This window comes from Paraburkholderia acidiphila (assembly GCF_009789655.1).
GTDB lineage: Bacteria > Pseudomonadota > Gammaproteobacteria > Burkholderiales > Burkholderiaceae > Paraburkholderia > Paraburkholderia acidiphila.
The window spans coordinates 551,820-575,735 of the sequence record NZ_CP046911.1 but is presented as its reverse complement, the minus strand read 5'-3'; the positions used below and the strand labels follow the sequence as shown (position 1 = coordinate 575,735).

Sequence of the window (23,916 nt, the reverse complement as noted above, 5' to 3'; positions counted from 1 at the left end):
GGGCAATCGAAAACGCGGCGCCACCCTGGCGCCGCATTGGCTTCACCACGCCGCGCAGACCTTGCCGAAATGCGCCCCGGCCTGCTGATGACGAAACGCATCGGCAAGCTCGTCCAGCCCGAACGTTCGGTCGAGCACCGGGCGAATGCCGGCCTGGTCGAGCGCCGCGACGTACGCTTGCTGCTGGCGCCGGCTGCCGACGATCAAGCCCTGCAGGCGCGCCTGTTTCGCCATGAGCACTGAGGTCGGCACAGTGCCTTCGCGTCCGGTCAACACGCCGATCAGCGCGATGTGGCCGCCCACGCGCACCGCGTCGATCGACTGGGCGAGCGTGCCCGGTCCGCCGACTTCGATCACATGATCCACGCCCTTGCCGCCCGTCAGGTCGCGCACGAGCGCGCCCCACTTTTCGTGCTGCCGGTAGTTGACCACATGGTCGGCGCCTAGCGCTTTCGCACGAGCGAGTTTGTCGTCCGACGATGAAGTGACGATGACCGAAGCGCCCATCATCCGCGCGATCTGCACCGCCGCGATCGACACGCCGCCGGTACCGAGCGTCAGCACGGTATCGCCCGCCTTGAGGCCGCCGTCGGCCACCAGCGCGCGCCATGCCGTGAGCCCCGCCGTGGTGATCGTGGCGGCCTCCGCATGGGTCCAGCCGCGCGGCGCGAGCGTGAAGGCGCTCGCGGGCCGCACGGCGTGCAAGGTCGCGAAGCCGTCCGCGCCGTCGCCGGGCGTCTGCGCGAAGTTGCCGACGGCCTGCCACGGCGAGCCGTCCGTCCATTGCGGAAAGAAGCACGACACCACGGGGTCGCCGCGCTTGAACTCCGTCACGCCCGGGCCCACGGCCGACACCACGCCCGCCCCATCCGACATCAGCACACGGCCGTCCGCAGTGGGGATGGCGCCGTTGGCCACCAGCAGATCGTGAAAATTGAGCGACGTGGCATGCAACTCCACGCGGATCTCGCCGGCAGCGGGCGCGCCGGGCTCGGCGATATCGCGCAACTCGATCCGGTCGAGGCCACCCGGCGCACGCAGCACGGCGGCCTTCATGACCGTGCTCCCTTGGCCTTGCGCGCGGCGTCGACGAGGCCGTCGAGCCAGTCCTGGTGCCCGTTGATCATCGGATTCGGGCGCGTTTTCGCCAGTTCCACGGCGGGCTTGCCCTTCTGCGATTCCTGCGTGAGCACGCGCACGCGTCCGCCGGACAGGTCTTCGATCAGCCATGCGTGTATCACGTCGAGGCGCGTTTCTTCGTCGCCCTCGGCCCAGCCGTGCCACGCCACGCGCGCGGGCTGGCCCGCTGCGGGCGGCACGTGCTCGGTCACTTTGGCCTCTACCGGAAAGCCGAAGGTCTTGAAGTGAAAGCGTGCGCCCGCGCTCAGCTCGGGGCCGAGGTTGTCGTCGAAGCCGACGTCCGCGGAATTGCTGTAATAGCTCGGCCACACGGTCGCTTTGTTCAGCAGCGGCCACACGTCGGCAGTGGAAAGCCCCGCGACGATCACTTCGTTGGAACAGAAGTTATCGGTCGTGCCGGGCAAATAGTCTTCGGGCCAGAAAATCTCGTTCATGTTCGTTACCTTTCGATGCTGTCGGTTTAGGTGCGGTGGACACGAGAAATCATGCGGACTATGCTGAAATAAATCCAATCGCGGATCATTATTTTCGCCATAAATCGCATTGATATCAGAATGCTCGATCTGAACCTCCTGCGGGCGCTCGACGCCCTGCTCGACGAACGCAACGTCACGCGCGCCGCGCAGCGTCTGTCGCTCACGCAACCGGCTGTGAGCGCAATGCTGACGCGTCTGCGTGAGAGTTTCGGCGATCCGCTGTTCGTCCGCTCGCAACGTGGCATCGTGCCGACCGAGCGCGCGCTGCAACTGGCCGCGCCGCTCAAGCAGGTGCTCGGCGAAATCGACCAGATGCTGCAACCGCAGGCCTTTGCACCGGCCGAGTCCGGGATGACGCTCACGCTCGCCTCGACCGACTACGCGCTGCGCGCGGTCGTCGTGCCGTTTCTCGCGCGGCTGCGGGAACGGGCGCCCGGCGTGCGGGCCGTGATCGTGCCGGTGCAGCACGAGCGCCTGCAGGCGCAACTGGAAAGCGGCGATGTGGATATGGCCCTGATCACGCCGGAGACTACGCCCGCCGACTTGCACGCGCGGCGCCTCTTCGACGAGCGCTACGTGTGCGTGATGCGCGCGGATCACCCCGCCGCCGCGCGGCGGCTCACGCTGGAGCGCTTTTGCGCGCTCGACCATGCGCTGGTGTCGTATGCGGGCGGGAGCCTGAGCGGCGTGACGGATCAGGCGCTGGCGCGCGTGGGGCGCGCGCGGCGCGTGACGGTGTCGGTGAACAGCTTTCTCGTGCTGCCCGATATTTTGCTGACGAGCGATCTGATTGCGGTCGTACCGTCGCGGCTCGTGAAGGACGCAAGGGGTGGTGCGCAGGGGCTCGCCGTGAGCGAACCGCCGCTCGAGATACCCGGATTCACGAAGACGCTCGCATGGCACGAGCGCACGCATCGCTCGCCGGGACATCAGTGGGCGCGGGCGCTGTTGTTCGAGACGTGTGAGGGGTTGGCGGGTGAGGCGCCGAGGTGAGGTCGTCACGTATCGGCGACCACCTCCCCCAACTCCACCTGCACCGCGCGCCCCAACGTCTGCGCCACCGGCGATTGCGGCACAGCCGCGCGCACGATCACGCGCGCAGCATCACTCAACGGCGCTTCGCAGCGCACAGCAACGCGAAAGCGAGTTGCCTCGTCGCTACGCTCGACGTTCACCTCGACAATCGGATTCGGCACGCTCACGCCCGCGCGCGCCGCCGCCATCTCGATCGAGATGCACACGCAGGCCGCCAGCGCACTTTCGAGCAGTTCGTGCGGACGCATGCCAGCCGCGCCGCCCGTGCCGTTCTTGTGCGTATCGGCGAGCAGTTCAAAGCGGCCGTTACTGACAGTTACGCAATACGGTTCACCGCGCCTCGTTGCCTTGACCATTCCGCTCGCCCCGTTTCGAATCGATGGAGCCAAGCGTAAGCGCAACGCCGCGCGCGAAAAAGACGAGTGCGTCTACCGGTATCGGTTCTACCCGGCAACGCGCATCAAGGTAATTAGCAGGACAGGCTGCCGTTGGCCGTGCAGAACGCCGCGGGCGCACCCGCGATCAGGGGAAGCGGCATAACGGGCCGCGGCGGCGGAGGCGGAATTCTCACCGCGCCGCACCACGAGTTCGCGTTGCGCTGCGCATTGGGCAAGCAGGGAGCGAAGCGTTCGTGCAGGTCCTCGGCGGCCTGCTCGTTGCGCTCGCGCGCCTCTAGCGCGGGCTGCAGTTGTTCGTCCAGCCAGGACGCGAACGTGACGACGCAGCCCGCCGCGACGGCCAGCAGCACCAGCCTGGACTTGTGGTTGCGCAGCGTGCCGAGCACGCGCACCGCTGCCGGGCGACCTGCAATGGACGCGTCGCGCCCGGCGGCGGCCCGCGCTGCCGCTCCTTCGATGATTCTCGTTGCCACTGTTTATTCGTCTTGCTCTTGTGATTGCGCCTGGCGCCCGTATGGAGGCATACGGGTTAACGGCAGGTCGAAGCAATCCGAAAGGGGCCGGACGAAAATATTTAAGCGACTTGGCCAGGCTCGCGCGAATGTTCCACGTACGCAAACACGGTTTCGCGAAACCGCTCCACCGCCGGATTGCGCACGGCGGGCTTCGTCACGAGATGAAGCGGTGCGCGAAACGCCTCGTCCCCGGCCACGCGGCAGTAGCGCACGCTTTCCTGCTGATAGCGCCGCATGGAAGCCGGCACGAGCGTCACGCCGCCGCCCGCGGCCACGAGATTGATCGCCGTGACCATGCGCGGCACTTCGTCGACCACGCGCAGTTCCACGCCCTGGGCTTCGCAGGCGCGTACGAAATCGGCGTACATGCCGGGGGCGCCGGGCCGCCGCACGAAAATGAACGGCTCGCCCGCGAGGCGCTTGAGCGACACCGCTCGCGGACCCGCCAGCCTGTGCCCCACCGGCAGCACGAGCAGCATGTGCTCCTGAGCGATGCGCTCGAAACGCAACTCAGCCGGCGTCTCGATCGGCTTGCGCAGGATCGCGACATCGACCTGTCCGTTCATCATCATCTCGATGATCTCGGCGGCGTTGATCTCGCTAAGCTCGATGGCGATGTCGGGATGCGCATCGCGATACGCGCGGATCACGGCCGGCGCGAGCGGATGAAACGCGGCCGAACTCTTCTCCTCTTTTGACTACAACGACTGTTAAGCAGTCAACATTGTGTGTGTAAAGTTTCGATGGCGTGGCGACCTCGACCGTTCGCCACGCCAGGAACGGCGCCTGACCTGAAATCCGGCAAGCAACGCCAGACTGCGGACGCACTTCCCAATGATGCGGTTTCGAGACACGACCTGGTGACGACTCGAAATCACGCGAAACAAGCAATCCCTGTCGCCTCGACAAGACCAACGCTTTCGATGGTCCTCGTTACTCAAATAATTTCCTGAGTTGACATCTTTAAACCATCCTTCGGTCGCGCGCTGCGTGTTGCTCGCGCAGACTCTGGACTAACCGATCGTCGGCCCGCTTTCCCGCGCGCGCCATGCACCGCCTCCTCGACACAGACCTACCCATCTCATCCACGTAGCACCTACAGATTGACTCTTCGAGTATGACGGCGACGACTTGCTAATTTGCGCAAGCACTTTATGCAGTGTCGGCGGTTTCTGAGAAGTACGGCTGCGCGCGCTTGAATAGCACGATACATCAGGCCGGCGCTTGGTCTCAGCGGAGTTCGCAAGCCTATACGGCGCGGGTTCGAATCTCCGCATATAGACACGAGCATCGTGACGCAGGCACGTAAGCGGTCGAACGACGCATTACTGAAGTTGCTTGAAAAGCGGACTCGATTCTTGCAACTCGAATTTCTCTAGCTGCTTAGTAAGCCGCAGAAAATGCGCTCGGCATGCAAAGTGAAGAAAATAGACCAGCGTCGCTTCCGATGCCGAGTTTCTGCTTGGCATTGGACTTATGCGAACTTATCGTCTTCTTGCTTCGACTCAATCTATGGGATATTTCCGCGATCGTGAGACCAGATGCGAAAAGACGAATGACCTCGGCCTCCTTCGCACTGAGGCGCCCGGAGTCGGGTTTCCTGACTGCGGGAAGTTTTGGGAAATGTGTATTGCCAGCAAGCACGGTATTTATCGCAAGAATCAACTGCTCCATATCACTTGCCTTGCTGACCACTGAGCATATCCCTATGCGAGCGATTTCAGCTAGTAATGAAGGGACATCAACCGTCGTGTACACAATGATTTTCAGATTGGGATAGCGCCGTTTCAGAAAAGAAAAGTATGCAAGACCATCTCCATAGTTTCCGTTCGGCATGCTGTATTCCGAAATCAGTATGTCGCACGCGACTCGGTCCAACTGCTCTACGACTTCTCCCGAGTTTCGGGCAGTACCCACAATATCAATCGTATTCACACTGGCAAGAAAATGCCGGGCGCCGGCAATGGCCAATGGCTGGCTGTCGGCCAGGATAATGCGGATTTTCATCTGGGATACCGTTGTTTGAAGATTAGCCAAGCAGAATCTGGAAAATGAGCAACACGGCAGATAGCGCCATTGCCGACAACGTGGCTGTACCGACCAGGATGAACAGGCCAGCGTGATGTTCCAGTGCGTTGGCCAGCACACCGCCCTGATCCGGCACCGCTTCGCGGTAATTTGACTCAGCAGACTTGACTGCTGAGTAGATGTGAATGCCGTCGCGCATCGGCGCAACATCGATCAATGTGAATGGGCTCATGATTTTCGTTTCCGCCACGGAATAGTTCAGGACAGAAATCAGGATAAGAATTTGGGCCGTTTGCCTGGCCCAGACAAGTCCTGTACGGCGTGCGACGCACCGCCGCAGCGAACCAATGAGTGGTTAGGCTTCTACCTTGGGACCGTGACCGTCACGCGCGGGACATTGCCGCCCAAAGTCAGGCGAGAACGACTACCCGCTGGGAACATCGACGGTGTGGCAAGCTCACTGCGCTTTTCGGTGATACGCTGCGCGGTGTTGCCGATAAACTGGCCGGGCCCGATCAGAGTGAGATTGTCGGCGCCCTTCTCAATGCCGAGAGGCCAATCGACTCAGCGGAACGAAGAGCGAAGTTGGGCAATCGTGTTCGGCACACTTGTGCGCCGCGGCTTCGGGCGCTGCGCGCGAGTTTCCGGAAAGGAGTGAGGCCATGACACGGGACAACTGTGATTTGGCCAGACGCGACTGGCACGCGAAGGCTAACGATGCCCTCCCGAGCGCTCCTGCCTCACAGCCAAAGATCGCCAGATACGGTAAAGCACGCCGAATGGCGCCGTTGATTCTTCCCGAAAACTTACGTCCGCTGTTCACAGATCCAGTTGAACTTGAACGCCACTTCGCTTCGCCTCATCTTTCCAGATGTCGACCATCGAACGCTTTTGTACTGGAGAGGCGAGCAGATATTGATTTACCGCCGTGAGCACGCGGTCTTGCTCCTGCGTAGCAAGTTCGCTGAAAGCCAGCAACGCTGCTATCGTGGCAGGCTGGCACAGCTTTAACATTTTATTCGCACTCCAATTAATATAGTTTACCGCTCCATTTCGACCGGCAATTCGCGCTCGCTGCCACAACGACTGTGGGCGCCTGCTCCGTCTTGCTGTCCAAGTCCTCTCGAAACGCGGCGTTCACGTCCGGCCAGGACTTCGATCATCTACGCCCGACGGTCATCAGCCCCTTTGCCGCGCGGCATGCTGATGACCGTCCCGGAAAACGCGCAACTTCGCGCTGTCATTGCCCAAGGCTATTTCGCGGAGATCTCCACACGCCGATTCGGCATGAGACACGCCACAACGGACGACGTTGCCTTCTTGCCCGGACACTGCGCCACGGGATTGGCAGTGCCAAGCCCTTCGATGACGAAACGCCCTGCCGTCACGCCCTGCGCCTGAAGCGCGTCGGCCACGGCCTGCGCCCGTTGCTGCGAGAGACGGCGGTTGTGCGCGGCTGATCCAAACCGGTCGGTATAGCCTTTGACCGTGAGCACGTTGAGCTTCACGCCTGCGGCGCGCACCTGCTGCGCGAGCAGTACGACTTCGCGTTGACCTTCGGGCTTGAGCACGGCTTTGTCGAAATCGAACAACGCATCGGCGGAAAGCGAAACGGGCTTCGCGAGCACCGGCGCCGCGCTGACCGGCACCGCAACGACAGGCGCCTGCACCACAGGCGGCGGCACGCACTTGTCGAGCTCGCCGTTCACCTGCTGCGCGAGCTTCTGCGCGCGCTTGATGCTGTCCCAGCCGTGCACCCAGTGCGTGCCGTGCGTTTCGTCCTGCTCCTTCCACGCTTCGTCGGTCAGCGCAGACAGACGACCCGCATCCTCGCCGCGGCATGGCGACTGCGACGCGCGCTGGTTCGTACGCTCGATTTCCTGCAGCGCGCTCACCCACTTCTCGCGCGTTTCGACCGGCGGCCAGTTTTTCTGGCCGTAGATCGGCTGGAAGGGCACGCTGCCGTCGATGAAATGACGGCCGTTGTTCAACGCGCGCGCCGCCGCGTCGTTGTAGACACTCGACACGAGCACATGGCTATCCTGGCGCCCGGCAAACGGTCCTCGCGAAATGCGGCTGCGGCGTTGAACGCAGCTGTTGTTCTTGGGGCCGGCTCGTTTGCGGCGACGACGGCATATGCCACGGACACCTCAAGCACAATCAAGGACAGCGGCGGTGCGACGATATTCGCTACCTCAGGGAACAATGCGGCGTGTTCGGGGGGCAACTACACGTCCGCGTATGCGAGCAATGCTAATTCGCCCAATGGCGGGTCGGCGTACGCCATCGGCTGTAACGCGACAGCGATCGGCGAAGATTCGATCGCGTTTGGGCAGACGGCCTGGGCGACTGGAAGCGACAGCACCGTAGTGGGGGCCAACGCACGAGCTACCGGGACGAACGGCGTTGCTGTCGGGAACGGCGCAAACAGTTCCGGCGTATATTCCGTTTCGGTCGGTGGCAATGCAGTGGCCAGCGGCGGCGGAAGTATGGGGAACAACGTTCGACTCGACGGCTCGACTCTGACGTCACAGAATTACAGCGGCGCCACCGCGATGGGTCAAAGCTCGCGTGCGGCGAGTTTCGGCTCGACAGCGATGGGGATGGGGGCTTCCGCGACGGGGAACGCCTTTGGCACCGCAATCGGTGCGGGGGCGACTGCAACAGGGTGGGGAAACACCGCGCTCGGCGCCGGGGCGGTTGCCAGCAACAACTACACGACGACTGTCGGGGACTTGAGCGTTGCCTCTGGCCTTATGTCGACGGCCCTGGGGGACATGGCATATGCCAAAGGTGACTACACCGTAGCCGAGGGGGAATCGGCGGTTGCGCAAGCCACGAATAGCGTAGCTATTGGCCACGGCGCAAATGCCTCGACGGCGAACTCGGTGGCGTTGGGTAACGGTGCCCTTACCTCGTCGGCCGTGGCCACGCCGAGCGGCGTGATTGGCGGCACGACCTACGCCTATGCCGGCGCGAGCCCGACGGGTGTCGTGAGTGTAGGTGCGCCTGGCGCGGAACGTCAGGTGACGAACGTCGCGGCTGGTCGCGTTAGCGCTTCGAGCACGGACGCCGTGAATGGATCACAGCTCTATGCGGCCGACAGCGCAATTGCCGCATTGTCGGCGGGTGGGGGCAATGCTAATGCTGTTAGTTACGACAGTTCAAGCAAGTCGAAGATCACCCTGCAAGGCGCGAATGGCACGCTGATCACGGACCTTGCGCCGGGCGCCGTGACGGCGTCGAGCACCGACGCGGTGAACGGTGCGGAGCTGTACGGCGTGACTCAATCGGTCACGAATGTCAGCAACTCCATCACGAAAATCAACAACACGTTGACGACGGCCGGCTGGGGTGCGCAGCAGAATGCATCGAGTCCCACTGGGTATACGTACGGCGGCTTCATCACCGATGCCAACGGCAACGTAAGCAATCCTGCGGTTCTCTACGTGCCGAACACCATTGGCACCGCGAATGCGCACATCGTGCTCGATCCGGGTCAAGGTAACAGCCAGTACTTCGTGGATGGCAACCGCTCAGAGGGTCACCTGCCGGAAGGCACGGTCATCAGCAACGTGGCCAACGGTATTCAGGATACGGATGCGGCGAACGTTGGTCAGGTGTACGACATTGTGTCCCAGGCGACGGGCGGTGGCGGGGTCAGCGCGACCCCGAAGCTGATGAGCGCGATGTTGCTGGGCGCCGCCCCCTCGGGGTCGGGCGTGAACACGAGTGGCTTGACCACTAGATACACTACCGCAGCCTACTATTCGAATGTCGCGGGCTTGGGTAACAGCTCCGGTTCGACACCGCCTTCGGACGTGGCGCGCGCGACGGGGGCAGGCTCGATCGCAATCGGTTCGAATGCGTATACACCTGCCACGGCAGGCACGGCAGTCGGCGTGCAGGCGTACACCTCGGCAAACGACGCGGTGGCGCTGGGCTCGGGTTCGGTGGCGAACCAGTCGAATACGGTGTCGGTCGGTAACGACGGAACGAGTTCGTATACCGCCTATGATTCCAACGGCAACCCGTACACGATCCAGAATGCGGCGAATACGCGCCGTATCGTGAACATGGCGGCGGGCGAAGCGGACACCGACGCGGTGAACGTGAGCCAGCTCAAGGGCGTGACGAACGCGCTTGGCGGTGGAGCGAGCGTGAACGCAGACGGTTCGATTGCTGCACCGAGTTACGTGCTCAACAATTCCACTTATAGCGATGTGGGCACTGCGTTGCAGGCCGTCGACAGCGATGCGCAATCGGGCTCGACGAACGCCGTCAAGTACGACTCGTCGGCACACAGCGCGGTAACGCTGGGTGGAACCGGCGCGACGTCGGCGGTCGCACTGCATAACGTGGCTGCGGGCGCGCTGAGCACGTCGAGCACGGACGCGGTGAACGGTGCGCAACTGTACGCGACGAACCAGAACGTATCGGGCCTCGCGGGCAGCGTGACCAATATCGCGGGCGACGTGACGAACCTGGAGGGCAAGGTGGCCGACGCAGTGCTGTACGACTCGTCGGCACACAGCTCGGTGACGCTGGGTGGAACCGGCGCGACGTCGGCGGTCGCACTGCATAACGTGGCTGCGGGCGCGCTGAGCACGTCGAGCACGGACGCGGTGAACGGCGCGCAACTGTACGCGACCAACCAGAACGTATCGAGCCTCGCGGGCAGCGTGACCAACATCGCTGGCGACGTGACGAACCTGGAGGGCACGGTCATCAGCAACGTGGCTAACGGTATCCAGGATACGGATGCGGCGAACGTTGGCCAGGTCTACGACATCGTGAATAACTCGCAGAGCAGCGGCCCGAGCGTGCAACTGATGCGCGCGTCGCTGCTGGGCGCCGCCCCCTCGGGGTCGGGCGTGAACACGAGTGGCTTGACCACTAGATACACTACCGCAGCCTACTATTCGAATGTCGCGGGCTTGGGTAACAGCTCCGGTTCGACACCGCCTTCGGACGTGGCGCGCGCGACGGGGGCAGGCTCGATCGCAATCGGTTCGAATGCGTATACACCTGCCACGGCAGGCACGGCAGTCGGCGTGCAGGCGTACACCTCGGCAAACGACGCGGTGGCGCTGGGCTCGGGTTCGGTGGCGAACCAGTCGAATACGGTGTCGGTCGGTACCTACGGTGGCGAAAGCGCACTGGCGCTTGGTGCGAACTGGTACGTGTCTGATCGCCTGCTCCTGAACGCACACGTGTCGAAGTCGACGGGCGGCGGCAGCGTGGGCGCCTCGGTTGGCGCGACGTTCGGGTTCTGATCGACCGTGACCCAGGCCCGCCACGGGACACCGTGGCGGGTACGGAGAATTCCATGAAGAAAACTTTGATTTGCGGTGCTCTGCTGGCCGTGCTGGCGAGCGCTCAGGCGTTCGCCAGTGTAGGCGGCGACGCCGAGGCACTGATGCCCGCCGCACAGAAGATTGCCGATCCGTATCAGCGCGGTCTGGCTGAAGGCTGGCTCGAGATTCCCTCGCGCACGGACGTTCTCCTGCACCGCGACCCACGCCCCAGTGGATTCATTCCAAACAGACCGATATGTTTTGTTCAATTTCTCTGTCCCGTTCAAAAACTTTCTAATGCAAACTCATTGCCGCCGGCACGTAAATACATATCCGAGCTGCAACGCTCCGTAATGGAAATAAAGATCCATCTTCAATTGAAGAATCTCCGGCCTTATCAATTAATTGGGAAAATCAGAGAATCGATATTCGAATATCTCCAGAAACCCCAACGAATCTCATCGAGCCGATACGGCATATTCGACTTTATTGTTCAGATGAACGCGGGGTCTCAAGACGAGTCTGGAAATCAAGGGTCGCAGCACTAATTTGACAATTCTGCACAAGATGCCAATTATTAAAATTTTTTTGGCGTCGCATTTTCTCGGCTGAATTTGTAATTTTTCTTTAAACAGTCCGATCCATATATCCCGAGTCATGAGTTGACACGAGTGGCTCGATAAATTGCGTCCAGCATTATCTGCGCGCGATTCTTTCGGCAGGCACAAACGCGCCAGACCTGCGTCGACGTCCCCTGCGATCCGGCGCACTGTCGTCCGCCCGTTTGCACGGGCGGAACCTTTTACTGCGTACTACACGTACGGCCTAGCGCGCGGTAATACCGCTGGTCTGAATTTCGACACGACGGTTTTGCGCGCGGCCCTCAGTCGTGGCGTTCGACGCGATCGGCTTCGAGAAACCGTAGCCGTGCACTTCATATTGGCCCGCGTGCAAACCATGCGACTCGAGATAGTTGCGCACGGTTTGCGCACGGCGCAGCGAGAGGCGGTCGTTATAGGCTTTCGAGCCCACCGAATCGGTATGGCCATTGATCACGACTGTGCCGATGTTGACGCCGGCGCTATCGTGAACAAAGCCATCGAGTTGCTGCTTGCCAGCCGGGAGCAGATCGGCCTTGCCGGACGTGAAGTTGGCGTCCGCGTTCAGCGTGATCGTGCGCGGCTCGACCTTGGGCATTGGCGGCGGCGCTTGGACGACGGGCTGTTGCTGGACCACCGGCTGCGGCGTCTGGCAGATAAACGTGATTTCGCGCGGATCATTTTCTGGCTTGAAGCCGGACATTGCGCGATCCGTCGACGAGACTCGTAGCGGCTGCTTGTCGCCGCAAATTGCGTTGACCTTGGCCATGCAGGCCTTTGAGCTTTCCAGCAAGCCAAGACACTGAACGCGCCAGGCTTGGGTGCCGTTTGCGAGTGTAACGACGTCGAGGTTGTGGAGCGGGCCGGAAGCAGTAGTGCAACCGGTGAAACCTGCCGCGATCGAGGTAACCAAGGCACAGGCAGAAAGATGTCGTAGTTTCATTGTCGATTTGAGTTGTGAACGACGGAGATCGGTCCGGCGTGCGCCGAACTCGGTCCACGATACGAGACCCTGGTTGTGCTCTCAACCAGACAATGACGGAACGCGCGACTCTCGCCATTGGCGTCACCAGCAAGAACGGGACTCGGGCCGCCATCGTGCCGTTGATCGCAGGGCCGGTCGCTCTCGGCTCGGCGCCCGGCGCGTTTGCCTCACGCGCTTTGCCTATCGAAAAGGGGGGTGACGTGCCAGGCGAATCGCCCTACCGTAGGCCTGCATCACTAGAGACGCCTCGTCGCTTACACGCCGACCAGGAGGAGGCTCAGCGCCGCACCGGCCCGAGAACGGTCAGACCTGGTTTGCGCTCCGACGGCCGCAACACATCGCAAGCAGCAGCGCCATTCCCCGCTATTCAACCGCTTGCCACGGAGAAGTCGTGAACGGAAAACGTCCGAATAACCCTGAGCATGAAAATCTTTGCGGATTCAGCGTGTCTGTAACCTCAAATTCTGTCGACCGTATTGCCAACCTGGCAAAACAGTACTGGGACAGACAATCGATGCTATGGCAAGCGCTGGCGGGTCTGCGCCCGCGCGACGGGAAAATGTCCGAAATCAGTCCGCTCGCCACCGGTGATCACCGTTTCGACGCGCCGGAATGGCATCGTCATCCGTGGTACGCCGCAGTCGTCCAGTCATACCAGTTCAACACTGAATTGCTCGCCGGCATGATGAAGGAAGCCGATGTCGCGCCGAAATTGCAGCAACAGTTACGCTTCCTGACGCGCCAACTCATCGACGCGTCGAGTCCGGCGAATTTCATACTCACCAATCCCGAGGCCCTTCAGCTCGCGCTCGAATCGAACGGCGAAAGCTTGTACGCAGGTCTGCGGAACTGGCTCACCGATGCGACTCGCGGTCAGATCGCGATCACCGACGAACGCGCCTTTGAGATCGGCCGCAATGTAGCCATGTCCAATGGTGAGGTGATTTTCGAATGCGAGCTGATGCAGCTCGTGCAGTATGCGCCCCTGACTCAGAAGGTCGCTCGGCGTCCATTGCTGATCGTGCCGCCGTGCGTCAACAAGTTCTACATTCTCGACCTTCAACCGCAGAACTCGTTCGTCCGATTCGCGCTCGAGCAAGGCCATACCGTATTTCTGGTGTCGTGGCGCAATCCGCAAAACGAGTTGCAGCAAAGCACGTGGGACGATTACCTCGAGCGAGGCGTCATTCAAGCAATCGAGGTCGCCCTCGCTGTCAGCGGCGCGGACAAGGTCAATACGCTGGGCTGGTGTATCGGAGGCACCATGCTCGCATCCGCGCTGGCGGTCCTCGGTGCGCGCGGCGAGCAGCCCGCAGCCAGCATGACGCTGCTCACGACCCTCATCGACTTTACCGAGCCGGGCGAACTCGGCACGTTCGTGGATGAGCGCACTGTCGCGCTTGCCGAGCAGACACTCGGCAAGCGCGGCCTCCTGAGCGGCAAGGCACTCGCACTCGTGTTCCAGTCCCTGCGTGCGAACGAGTTGCTCTGGCCTTATGTCGTCGGCAACTATCTCAAGGGCGAGACGCCCGAGGCCTTCGATCTGCTGTACTGGAACAGCGATGCGACCAATCTGCCCGGCCCGATGTACACGTGGCTGTTGCGGCACGGCTACCATCGGAACGAGCTGCGCGTACCAGGCAAGCTCGAAGTCTGCGGAGTTCCCTTCGACCTCGGCAAGGCGAACGTTCCGGCCTATGTGCTGGCGACCGAACGCGATCACCTCGTGCCGTGGCGCTCCGCGTGGCTCACGACGAGGCTGCTGGGAGGCGACACGCAGTTCGTGCTTGCCGCAAGCGGTCACATCGCCGGGGTCATCAATCCGCCTGCCGCGAACAAGCGAAGTTATTGGACCGGTGACGACGATCGGGCGTCAGACGCCGACGACTGGCTCGCACATGCAAGCACCCATCCCGGCAGTTGGTGGCCGCACTGGAGCGAATGGCTGCGCGGCCACTCCGGCAAGTTGCGAGCCGCACCGAAGCAATCCGGGAACGCCGTATATGCGCCGATCGAACCTGCGCCAGGCCGGTACGTGAAAACGCGCGTCGCGTGATGGCGAGCTCGCCGACCAGGCGTCGACGGCAAGCATCTTCCCGCCGTGCTGACACAGAGTGTCGAGCGCCGGGCCTAGCAGGCCGCCTTGATGCAGGAAGCGGTCCGTTACGACGCACAGGCGCTCGAGGACCGGATGGCGCTCGCGCAAGACCTCTCCGAGGCGGCGAGCCGCGCCATACTCGACGATCACCGTCGGAACAGTTGTGAACTCGAAGTTGGGCATTTCCGAATTTCAGACCGATGCGGTGATTGGGTCCACAACGAAGCGCGAACCCACGTGAAAGCGTCGCCCTGACTACATGTTCGGATAGTTGGGCCCACCGCCGCCTTCCGGCGTGACCCACACGATGTTCTGCGTCGGGTCCTTGATGTCGCACGTCTTGCAGTGCACGCAGTTCTGCGCGTTGATCTGCAGGCGGTCGCTGCCGTCATCGTTCTTCATGAACTCGTACACCGCGGCCGGGCAGAAGCGTGCTTCCGGGCCCGCGTAGGTGCGCAGGTTCACGTCCACGGGCACGCTCGCATCCTTGAACGTCAAGTGCGCGGGCTGGTTCTCTTCGTGGTTCGTGTTCGAGATGAACACCGAGGAGAGCCGGTCGAACGTGAGTTTGCCGTCAGGTTTCGGATACTCGATCGGCTTGCACTGCGAAGCCGGTTTCAGCATCTCGTGGTCGCGATGCTGGTGATGCAGCGTCCACGGCACATTGCCGCCCAGCAGCTTCTGCTCGATGCCGACCATCAGCGTGCCCAGATACAGGCCCTTGCTCATCCACTGCTTGAAGTTGCGCGCCTTGTGGAGTTCCGTGTAGAGCCACGACTGCTTGAACGCTTCGGGGTAGGCCGCGAGTTCATCGCTCTGGCGGCCGGCCCGCACGGCTTCGAATGCTGCATCGGCAGCCAGCATGCCGGTCTTGATCGCCGCGTGGCTGCCCTTGATACGCGAGGCGTTCAGGAAGCCCGCGTCGTCGCCCACGAGCGCGCCGCCCGGGAACACGAGCTTCGGCAGCGACATCAGGCCGCCCGCGGTGATCGCGCGCGCGCCATACGACACGCGCTTGCCGCCTTCGAGGTACTTGCGGATTTCCGGGTGCGTCTTGTAGCGCTGGAATTCCTCGAACGGCGAGAGATACGGGTTCTGATACGCCAGACCGACGACAAAACCCACCATCACCTGGTTGTTGTCGATGTGATACAGGAACGAGCCGCCATACGTGTCGGACTCAAGCGGCCAGCCAGCCGTGTGAATCACGAGGCCCGGCTGGTGCTTCGCGGGATCGATTTCCCACAGTTCCTTGATGCCGATGCCGTAGACCTGCGGGTCCGAGTCCTTGCCGAGCTTGAACTTCTCGTTGAGCTGACGGCCCAGGTGCCCGCGGCAGCCTTCGCAGAACAGCGTGTACTTCGCGTGCAGTTCCATGCCGAGCTGGAAGTTCTCGGTGGGCTCGCCGTCCTTGCCGACACCCATGTTGCCGGTGGCGACGCCCTTCACGGAGCCGTCGTCGTTGTAGAGCACTTCGGCGGCCGGAAAGCCCGGGAAGATTTCCACGCCCAGCGCCTCGGCCTGCTGGCCCAGCCAGCGCGTGACGTTCGCGAGGCTGATGACGTAGTTGCCGTGGTTCTTGAAGTTGTCGGGGAGTGCCCAGTTCGGCACAGACTTAGCCCCCGTTTCGGAAAGAAAAAGGAACTTGTCCTCGGTCACGGGCACGTTCAGCGGTGCGCCTTGCTCTTTCCAGTCCGGAATCAGCTCGTTCAGGGCACGCGGATCCATGACCGCACCCGAGAGGATATGCGCCCCGATTTCCGAGCCTTTCTCCAGCACGCAAACGCCGATTTCGGTGCCCTTTTCCGCGGCCAGCTGCTTCAGGCGGATCGCAGCGGACAAGCCGGCTGGGCCACCACCCACGATCACCACGTCGTATTCCATTGACTCGCGCATAGGTGCGAGGTCGTCATTTGTCGCCATCGAAATGCCCACTACCGTCCCTTTCCCTTCTGCGCCCCGCATGCCGGACGGGGCGACCGCCTATTGTTGATACGCCGGCTCTGACGCGTGCCGCAGCGACGCGTCGGTTTCAGGTACTCCACCCATCACCGGACGCCTCGGCGCCGGCGGAAAGACGCACCATGAGCCGTCGTCGTGTCGAAAGAACACCAGCGCCATCGTGCCGCTTTCGCGGACCGACTCGACGCATACATAGCGCCACAACTTCCGACGCGAATGGCTAAAGCGCGTGACGCGGATGCGTCCTGCACGTGGCGCGCCGAGCCATGATTGGACGATGGCGCGCAGCGACCTCTCCCGGACACTCATCCGATTCTCCTGCCACCCTGCACTTGCGTGCCCGATCAGACTGCGCCAGAAAGTTCCGGCACGACCGTGAACAGGTCGCCCACGAGGCCGTAGTCGGCCACGCTGAAGATCGGTGCTTCTTCGTCCTTGTTGATCGCGACGATCACCTTCGAGTCCTTCATGCCGGCCAGATGCTGGATCGCACCCGAGATGCCGACTGCCACATACAGTTGCGGCGCGACGATCTTGCCGGTCTGACCCACTTGATAGTCGTTCGGCACGTAGCCAGCGTCCACTGCTGCGCGCGAGGCGCCGAGCGCTGCGTTGAGCTTGTCCGCCAGCGGTTCCAGAACCTTCGTGTAGTTCTCGCCGCTGCCCAGACCCCGGCCGCCCGAGACGATGATCTTCGCGCTCGTGAGTTCAGGGCGGTCGAGCTTCGTGACTTCACGGCCGACGAATTGCGTGAGGCCGCTGTCCGCTGCTGCGTCGAGCTTTTCAACGGCTGCGCTGCCGCCTTCGGCTGCAACTGCGTCGAATGCCGTCGTGCGAACGGTGATGACCTTGATCGGGTCGACCGATTGCACCGTTGCGATCGCATTGCCCGCGTAGATCGGACGTTCGAACGTGTCCGGCGAATCGACAGCGGTAATGTCGCTGATCTGCGCGACGTCGAGCTTCGCGGCGATACGCGGCGTGACGTTCTTGCCCGCTGCCGTTGCCGGCGCGAGGATGTGCGAGTAGTTCTTCGCAATGCTCAGGACCGTCGCTTCGACGTTTTCGGCAAGACCCTGTTCGAGTTGCGGCGCATCGGCGAGCAGCACCTTCGCCACGCCTGCGATCTTCGCGGCTGCGTCCGCTGCTGCCTGGGCGTTGTGGCCCGCGACCAGCACGTGCACATCGCCGCCAATCTTCTGTGCTGCAGCGACGGTGTTCAGCGTCGCGGCCTTGATCGAGTGATTGTCGTGTTCAGCAATAACCAGATTCGTCATTTTCGTCTCGCTCCTTACAGCACCTTGGCTTCGGTCTTCAGCTTCTCGACCAGCGTCTTCACGTCCGGCACCTTCACGCCAGCGCTGCGCTTGGGCGGCTCGGCAACCTTCAGCGTCTTCAGACGCGGCGTGACATCGACGCCCAGGTCTTCCGGCTTGACCGTCTCCAGGGGCTTCTTCTTCGCCTTCATGATGTTCGGCAGCGTGACGTAGCGCGGCTCGTTCAGGCGCAGGTCCGTCGTGACCACGGCGGGCAGCGTGAGCGACAGCGCTTCCGCGCCGCCGTCCACTTCGCGCGACACGGTCGCCTTGCCGTCGGCAACCACGACCTTCGAGGCGAACGTGGCTTGCGGCAGGTTCACGAGAGCGGCGAGCATCTGACCGGTCTGGTTCGAATCGTCGTCGATAGCCTGCTTGCCGAGGATGACCAGTTGCGGCTGTTCCTTGTCGACCAGCGCCTTCAGCAGCTTGGCGACAGCCAGCGGCTGCAGGTCTTCGTTCGACTCGATGAGGATCGCGCGATCCGCGCCGATGGCCAGCGCCGTGCGCAGCGTCTCCTGCGCTTGCGTGACGCCCGCGGAAACGGCGATGACTTCCGTCGCCACGCCCGCTTCCTTCAGACGCACCGCTTCTTCCACGGCGATTTCGTCGAACGGGTTCATCGACATCTTCACGTTGGCGATGTCGACGCCCGTGCCATCCGACTTCACGCCGACCTTCACATTCGCGTCCACGACGCGCTTGACCGCAACCAATACCTTCACATCATTCTCCCGATTCACTGAACGTGCCCGGTTTCCCGGGCCGAGTCCTTTAACGCGTGCCGCAGTCGATATCGATCGTCATCGCGTTCAAATACGCGTTCTCGACGATGTGGCGCACAAGCCCTGCAAACTCTTCCGGCTTACCCATGCGCCGCGGAAACAGCATCTTCTCGATCAACCCGTCCGACACCTTTTGCGGCATCCCTGCGGACATGCCGGATTCGAACAGCCCCGGCGCAATCGAAACGACGCGGATGCCATGTTCCGCAAGATCGCGTGCGATCGGCAGCGTCATGCCGATCACACCCGCCTTGCTCGCGCTATAGGCTGCCTGCCCCATCTGCCCGGCACGAGCAGCCCCCGAAGACGTGTTGATGATCACGCCGCGCTCGCCGCCTTCATCGGGCTCGTTAGCGCTCATTGCGAACGCAGCGTGCCTGATGACATTGAACGTCCCTGTGAGATTCACGCCAAGCACACGATTCCACAGTTCGGAAGGAAAGATCTGCCCTTTCGAGAGGGTTTTGCAAGGCCCGAGAACGCCGGCGCAATTGACCGCGATATGTACACGCCCATGCATCGCCACCACGGCGTCGACGCCGGCCTTCACGCTGCCTTCGTCGGCAACATCGACCGCGATGCCCTTCACGTCCACACCGAGCGCCTCATCGAGCCTCGTCTGGTCGAGGTCGAAGCCGACCACCCTGGCCCCGGCGGCCGTCAGTCCTCTGCAGGTCGCAAGACCTAGCCCCGACGCCGCGCCCGTCACAATCGCTACCTTGTTCTGGAGATTCATCTTCTTCCTTGACTTCCTGTTACCCAAACGAAAAAGCGCTTCACGAGGCCGGCACCGGCTGCGACACGCGCCAGCTATCAGAAGCGATGCGACATCCCCACTGCCACCATCGTCTGAGTGGCGTTAGCGCCGCTGACCGTGATGCCTGGCCAGCTCATCGTCGCCGAACCGTTGTTCTTCATGTACCCTGCGCGCGCGTAGATCGTCGTACGCTTGGACAACAGATGATCGACTCCGAGCTGCACGCCGGGGGTGTTGTCGTGGACACCGCGCACGTCGCGCTCGACGGCTGCAATTTCGACCGTATCGGCCGAACTGGCCTGTATCGTCGCGCCGGCTTCCATGATGCTGTACGAATGATCGGCGCCGAGACGCGCGGCCAGCGATCCAGCGGGCGCATCTTTCGACCGGTTATACGTGTAGTTAAACTGAAGATTCACAATGCCGATGCGGTAACCCAGCGCGCCCGTGAAGCGCTCGGTGCCCAGCAGGTTTAGCGGACCCGGCAGCCCAGGAACCGTTTCCGTGCCCGAATGCTGATTCTGGTACGCGATGCCGACATAGGCGGCGGCGCCCGAATAGGTCAGCGAGACATCGAGAATGTTGCCGAGGCTCTGCGGAATCGGCTGCGTCACGGTGGTCGCCAAGCCATACATCGCGTACAGCTTCAGACCGCCTACTACCGGCGACTGATAGACAATCGAGTTGCTGCTGCGTCCCGACGCGCTCTGCGTGGCGAGCGTGTGCTTGTCCGCAGCAACCGCCGCAGCCGACAGCGGCGAGAGCACTTCGTTGCCGCGGAAGGGATCGGTCGGATAAATGGCCCAGAAGGTCGGCTGATACTGACGCCCGAACGTGAGCGAACCATATTTTTCGTCGCTCAGCCCCACCCAGGCCTGACGGTAGAACAGCGTCGAACTGTCGACGAAGAATCCGCCATTGTTGATGGTGTAGCCGTTCTCGAGCGTGAACATGGCCTTGAGGCCGCCGCCCAGGTCCTCGCTTCCCCGAAGCCCGAAGCTGGTACCGCTATTGCCGCCGCTGCGCACCGACCACGAATGAACCGCGCCGTTGCCGAGAAATTGCACGAACGTGTCTGCCACGCCATACAAGGTCACACTGGTTTGCGCCACTGCCCCGCCTGCTGCAACGAGCAGTGAAGCGCCCACAAGGCCTTTACCGATACTACGCATGCATGTCTCCTTCATTTTTGTCCGCGCCGCGTACGGCACGGGTAAAGCAACACCCCGATTCGATACATGCGGGGAAACTAAAGTGCGCAACAGGGTTTCTGCCGCAAGCCGGATTACGCCCTGCCCTGCACTGCTCTTCGATTTATGTGCGCTTTACGACGTTATATTTGTGCAGCGAGTGACGGCCAGACTTCCTTTCGTGGCGAGCGGAAATGCACTCCGCGCAGGGCCCATCGCTTCACTTCCTGCGCAGCCAGGCAGTTGGCACGTGTGATCTAGCATAGGCGCTTCGATTTTTGCCTTACCCCCTCGCTATTGGGGGGTGTCGACATGCCGTCATGTGGCATGGACCCAATGAATCGACAGAAACGGTGGTCAGGAGAATCAGCCGGCGACGGGGTCGAGCACCGAGCGTGCCGCGCGAAACGTCGGCGAGAACGGCTTTGGGGCGCCTCGTCGTACGGTCGACATAGACATGCACGAAGTGCCCCTGTGCGGCCGCTCGTGCGTCGCCTTCGCGAAAGCGCCCGATTTCGTAGCGGACGCAGGACGTACCCATCTTCGCTGCACGCAAGCCGGCGTCGACGCGCTCTTGGTGTCCGTGGACACTAGTAGTCCTGATGGTGCGGCAGTGTCCGTCTCAATGATCATCACGAGGCAGTGCCAGCAACCATCCCACAGGCAACCCGAAACGGTGCGAGCGCCATGCAAGGATAGGCCGGGTAAAAGTCGCGCCGTCCCCCTCAAGATTAGGGGGCACGCGGCGTTGGGCACGCTCTCTATCATTCGCTTCATCGACATGTAGCGAGACACCTATGACAACACAACGACAAGGCCCGCTCGCCGGGCTCAAGGTGCTGGAGATCGCCGGCATCGGCCCCGGTCCGTTTTGCGCCATGCTGTTCGCCGATCTCGGCGCGGACGTGGTTGTAGTGGACCGCATCGAAGCGGGTGCCGACGCGCTCGACCTCGGCAGCACGCAGATCGCCAATCGCGGCAAGCGTTCGGTGGCGGTCGATCTCAAGACGGCCGAGGGCGTCGAAACCGTGCTGCGGCTCATGGAACAAAGCGACGCGCTCATCGAAGGCATGCGCCCCGGCGTGATGGAGCGCCTGGGCCTGGGTCCCGACGTCTGCCTCGCGCGCAATCCGCGCCTCGTCTACGGACGCATGACCGGCTGGGGCCAGGACGGCCCGCTCGCCCACGCGGCCGGCCACGACCTGAACTACATCGCGCTGTCCGGCGCGCTCTGGTATGCCGGGCAGCCCGGCGAAGCGCCCGTGACGCCTCCGAGCCTCGTCGGCGACGTGGGCGGCGGCGCGATGTATCTCGCGGTGGGCCTGCTCGCCGCAATCATGAGCGCGCGCGCGACGGGTGCGGGCCAGGTCGTGGACGCTGCCATCGTCGACGGCAGCGCGCACATGACGACGCTGCTGCTCGCGTTGCAGGCGTCGGGGCAGATGCGCCCCGAACGCGGCCAGAGCCTGCTGGATGGACCGCATTGGTACAACACCTATCGCTGCGCCGACGGCGGCTTTATTTCGGTCGGCTCGCTCGAGCCCAAGTTCTATCGCGAACTGCGCGAGAAGCTCGGACTCGGCGCCGACGCGCTGTTCGACAAGCCCTACGACACGAGCAGGTGGCCCCAGTTGCGCGAGCGCTTCGCCGCACTCTTCGCGCAGCGTCGCCGCGACGAATGGTGCTTGCTCCTCGAAGGCACCGACGCGTGCTTTGCGCCCGTGCTGAGCCCCGACGAAGCGGCCGACCATCCGCACATGCGTGCGCGCGGGATCTATACGCGCGAGGACGGCGTGCTGCAGGCCGCACCCGCGCCGCGCTTCTCGGCAACTCCTGCTACTCGACCGGGACCGATCCCGCGGCGCGGCGAGCAACAAGAGAGCGTGCTGCGCGACTGGCTGGCGACTTGATCGCCGCCGCCCGCACCGCATGGCGTCACCGCAACGCGAAAGCGCTGTCGTGACGCCAAGGCCGCTTGCGCGCCGACGAAACGACAAGACGACGAAAGGGCTCGCGCAGAACCCGCGGCCCAGTCAACCGAAATCCGCTTCACATGTGAAGGAATCCAAACGATGACCGATAGCAACCGCTCGTTCCTCACCGAACAACAAATCCTGATTCGCGACACCGCGCGCCGCGTGGCGGCCGAAATCATCGCGCCCACCGCTGCCGAACGCGATCTCCAGTCCGCCTGGCCGCGCGATGAATTAAAGGCGCTCGCCGAGCTCGGTTTTCTCGGCATGCTGATTCCCGAGCAATATGGCGGGTCCGGCGCGGGCGTGCTCGACTTCTGCATCGCCCAACACGAATTCGCGGCGGTCGATGCCGGGCTCGCGACGATCGTGCACGTGCACAACTTCACTGCGCTCACGATCGTCGAGCACGGCACCGAAGCGCAAAAGCAGCACTATCTACCCGCGATGGCGCGCGGCGAGTCGATCGGCGCGTTCCTGCTGACCGAGCCGCACGCGGGTTCCGATACCGCTGCGCTGCGCGCAAGCGCCCGCCGCGATGGCGATCACTACGTGCTCAACGGCACCAAGCAGTTCATCTCGAACGGCAGCGAAGCAGGCGTCGGCATCGTGTTCGCCATCACCGACAAAACCGCAGGCAAGCGCGGCGCCAGCACGTTCATCATCGATCCGAAGGCGCCGGGCTACGCCGTCACGCGTATCGAGAGCAAGCTGGGCCAGCACACCGCGCACACGGCGCAGATCGCGCTCGAAGACTACCGGGTGCCGGCGGAAAACCTGCTCGGCGACGAGGGCAACGGCTATCGCACGGTGATGGCGGGCGTCTCGGACGGGCGCATCGGCATCGCGTTCATCTCCGCGGGTGTCGCACGCGGCGCGCTCGACGCCGCCGTCAAATACGCACGCGAGCGCGAAGCCTACGGCGCCCCGCTCACGAAACTCCAGGCCGTCGCGTTCGATCTCGCGGACATGGCCGCGCAGGTCGACGTCGCGTGGCAGTACTGCCTGCACGCCGCGCGTTTGCGCGACGCCGGCTTCGACTGCATCAAGGAAGCGTCCATCGCCAAGCTGTTCGCCAGCGAGATTGCGGAGAAGGTCTGCTCCGAAGCCGTGCAGATTCACGGCGGCTACGGCTACCTGACCGATTTTCCGGTCGAACGCTATCTGCGCGACGTGCGCATCTGCAAGATCTATGAAGGCACGAGCCACATCCAGAAACTGATCATTTCCCGCAACCTCGACTGAGCGATAGTCGAGGCACCGAAGTCGAATTGGAATTCAGGCCCGCGTCATGCACGCGGGCCTTTTTACGCACGCCTCCTTTTCCTGTCACATGGCCTTGCGCGTGAATATTCCAGGCAA

Annotated in this window: 20 protein-coding genes and 3 pseudogenes; 6 read left to right on the top strand and 17 right to left on the bottom strand. The window is 62.7% G+C overall.

Annotation, left to right across the window (positions count from 1 at the left end):
- Nucleotides 1-42: 42 nt before the first annotated feature.
- Nucleotides 43-1,056, bottom strand: coding sequence for a zinc-dependent alcohol dehydrogenase family protein (locus tag FAZ97_RS26820; protein WP_158761586.1), 1,014 nt, complete (start codon nt 1,054-1,056; stop codon nt 43-45).
- Nucleotides 1,053-1,574: an SRPBCC family protein gene (locus FAZ97_RS26815; protein ID WP_158761584.1), complete on the bottom strand. Its 522-nt coding sequence runs from the start codon at nt 1,572-1,574 to the stop codon at nt 1,053-1,055. Before FAZ97_RS26815 ends, FAZ97_RS26820 begins: the two co-directional genes overlap by 4 nt.
- Nucleotides 1,575-1,694: 120 nt before the next feature.
- Between FAZ97_RS26815 and FAZ97_RS26810 the strand changes: the two genes are divergently transcribed.
- Nucleotides 1,695-2,609 (top strand): LysR family transcriptional regulator, encoded by a 915-nt coding sequence (locus tag FAZ97_RS26810; protein ID WP_158761583.1) that lies wholly within the window; start codon nt 1,695-1,697, stop codon nt 2,607-2,609.
- 5 nt (nt 2,610-2,614) lie between these two features.
- Here FAZ97_RS26810 and FAZ97_RS26805 read toward each other — a convergent pair whose 3' ends face one another.
- The 7 genes from FAZ97_RS26805 to FAZ97_RS26775 form a co-directional block, all read right to left on the bottom strand.
- A complete protein-coding gene (locus FAZ97_RS26805; RefSeq protein ID WP_158761581.1) occupies nt 2,615-3,007 on the bottom strand; it encodes an OsmC family protein in 393 nt (130 codons plus the stop codon).
- A 113-nt stretch (nt 3,008-3,120) separates the two neighbouring features.
- Nucleotides 3,121-3,522 carry a hypothetical protein gene (locus FAZ97_RS26800; protein ID WP_158761579.1) on the bottom strand — a complete coding sequence of 134 codons (402 nt, stop codon included), beginning with the start codon at nt 3,520-3,522 and terminating at the stop codon, nt 3,121-3,123.
- A 101-nt stretch (nt 3,523-3,623) separates the two neighbouring features.
- Nucleotides 3,624-4,214, bottom strand: coding sequence for a LysR substrate-binding domain-containing protein (locus FAZ97_RS26795; protein WP_158761578.1), 591 nt, complete (start codon nt 4,212-4,214; stop codon nt 3,624-3,626).
- A gap of 733 nt (nt 4,215-4,947) precedes the next feature.
- Nucleotides 4,948-5,571 (bottom strand): response regulator transcription factor, encoded by a 624-nt coding sequence (locus FAZ97_RS26790; RefSeq protein WP_158761577.1) that lies wholly within the window; start codon nt 5,569-5,571, stop codon nt 4,948-4,950.
- A 22-nt stretch (nt 5,572-5,593) separates the two neighbouring features.
- Nucleotides 5,594-5,824, bottom strand: coding sequence for a hypothetical protein (locus tag FAZ97_RS26785; protein WP_158761576.1), 231 nt, complete (start codon nt 5,822-5,824; stop codon nt 5,594-5,596).
- Between the two features lie 587 nt (nt 5,825-6,411).
- Nucleotides 6,412-6,606 carry a hypothetical protein gene (locus FAZ97_RS26780; protein ID WP_158761575.1) on the bottom strand — a complete coding sequence of 65 codons (195 nt, stop codon included), beginning with the start codon at nt 6,604-6,606 and terminating at the stop codon, nt 6,412-6,414.
- 239 nt (nt 6,607-6,845) lie between these two features.
- Complete coding sequence (locus FAZ97_RS26775; RefSeq protein ID WP_158761573.1) at nt 6,846-7,625, bottom strand: OmpA family protein; 780 nt, start codon at nt 7,623-7,625, stop codon at nt 6,846-6,848.
- Here FAZ97_RS26775 and FAZ97_RS35875 point away from each other — a divergent pair.
- Nucleotides 7,566-7,982, top strand: a pseudogene (locus tag FAZ97_RS35875) (hypothetical protein); the annotation flags it as partial. The gene FAZ97_RS26775 and the pseudogene FAZ97_RS35875 sit on opposite strands and share 60 nt — an antisense overlap.
- 387 nt (nt 7,983-8,369) lie before the next feature.
- Nucleotides 8,370-10,868, top strand: coding sequence for a beta strand repeat-containing protein (locus tag FAZ97_RS26770; protein ID WP_233271911.1), 2,499 nt, complete (start codon nt 8,370-8,372; stop codon nt 10,866-10,868).
- Between the two features lie 242 nt (nt 10,869-11,110).
- Here the strand turns inward: FAZ97_RS26770 and FAZ97_RS35870 are convergent.
- Nucleotides 11,111-11,158, bottom strand: a pseudogene (locus FAZ97_RS35870) (ESPR-type extended signal peptide-containing protein); the annotation flags it as partial.
- A gap of 556 nt (nt 11,159-11,714) precedes the next feature.
- Entirely contained in the window at nt 11,715-12,431 is a 717-nt protein-coding gene (locus FAZ97_RS26760) for an OmpA family protein (RefSeq protein ID WP_158761569.1), read from the bottom strand.
- A 433-nt stretch (nt 12,432-12,864) separates the two neighbouring features.
- On the opposite strand from FAZ97_RS26760, the gene phaC reads away from it, so the two are divergent.
- Nucleotides 12,865-14,529, top strand: coding sequence for a class I poly(R)-hydroxyalkanoic acid synthase (phaC, locus tag FAZ97_RS26755; RefSeq protein ID WP_158761568.1), 1,665 nt, complete (start codon nt 12,865-12,867; stop codon nt 14,527-14,529).
- A gap of 297 nt (nt 14,530-14,826) precedes the next feature.
- On the opposite strand, the gene FAZ97_RS26750 is transcribed toward phaC, so the two are convergent.
- The 6 genes and pseudogenes from FAZ97_RS26750 to FAZ97_RS35475 form a co-directional block, all read right to left on the bottom strand.
- Nucleotides 14,827-16,494, bottom strand: a complete 1,668-nt coding sequence (locus FAZ97_RS26750) for an electron transfer flavoprotein-ubiquinone oxidoreductase (RefSeq protein WP_158761566.1) — start codon at nt 16,492-16,494, stop codon at nt 14,827-14,829.
- Between the two features lie 383 nt (nt 16,495-16,877).
- Nucleotides 16,878-17,810, bottom strand: a complete 933-nt coding sequence (locus FAZ97_RS26745) for an electron transfer flavoprotein subunit alpha/FixB family protein (RefSeq protein ID WP_158761564.1) — start codon at nt 17,808-17,810, stop codon at nt 16,878-16,880.
- Between the two features lie 14 nt (nt 17,811-17,824).
- Nucleotides 17,825-18,574: an electron transfer flavoprotein subunit beta/FixA family protein gene (locus tag FAZ97_RS26740; RefSeq protein WP_158761562.1), complete on the bottom strand. Its 750-nt coding sequence runs from the start codon at nt 18,572-18,574 to the stop codon at nt 17,825-17,827.
- A 49-nt stretch (nt 18,575-18,623) separates the two neighbouring features.
- On the bottom strand, nt 18,624-19,370 hold the full coding sequence (locus FAZ97_RS26735; protein ID WP_158761560.1) for an SDR family NAD(P)-dependent oxidoreductase: 747 nt from the start codon (nt 19,368-19,370) through the stop codon (nt 18,624-18,626).
- A 77-nt stretch (nt 19,371-19,447) separates the two neighbouring features.
- Nucleotides 19,448-20,563, bottom strand: a complete 1,116-nt coding sequence (locus FAZ97_RS26730; RefSeq protein WP_158761558.1) for a porin — start codon at nt 20,561-20,563, stop codon at nt 19,448-19,450.
- Between the two features lie 301 nt (nt 20,564-20,864).
- A pseudogene (locus FAZ97_RS35475) lies at nt 20,865-21,155 on the bottom strand (hypothetical protein); the annotation flags it as partial.
- Between the two features lie 223 nt (nt 21,156-21,378).
- On the opposite strand from FAZ97_RS35475, the gene FAZ97_RS26720 reads away from it, so the two are divergent.
- Nucleotides 21,379-22,491, top strand: coding sequence for a CaiB/BaiF CoA transferase family protein (locus FAZ97_RS26720; RefSeq protein WP_158761557.1), 1,113 nt, complete (start codon nt 21,379-21,381; stop codon nt 22,489-22,491).
- 162 nt (nt 22,492-22,653) lie between these two features.
- Nucleotides 22,654-23,799, top strand: coding sequence for an acyl-CoA dehydrogenase family protein (locus FAZ97_RS26715; RefSeq protein ID WP_158761555.1), 1,146 nt, complete (start codon nt 22,654-22,656; stop codon nt 23,797-23,799).
- The last annotated feature ends 117 nt before the right edge of the window (nt 23,800-23,916 follow it).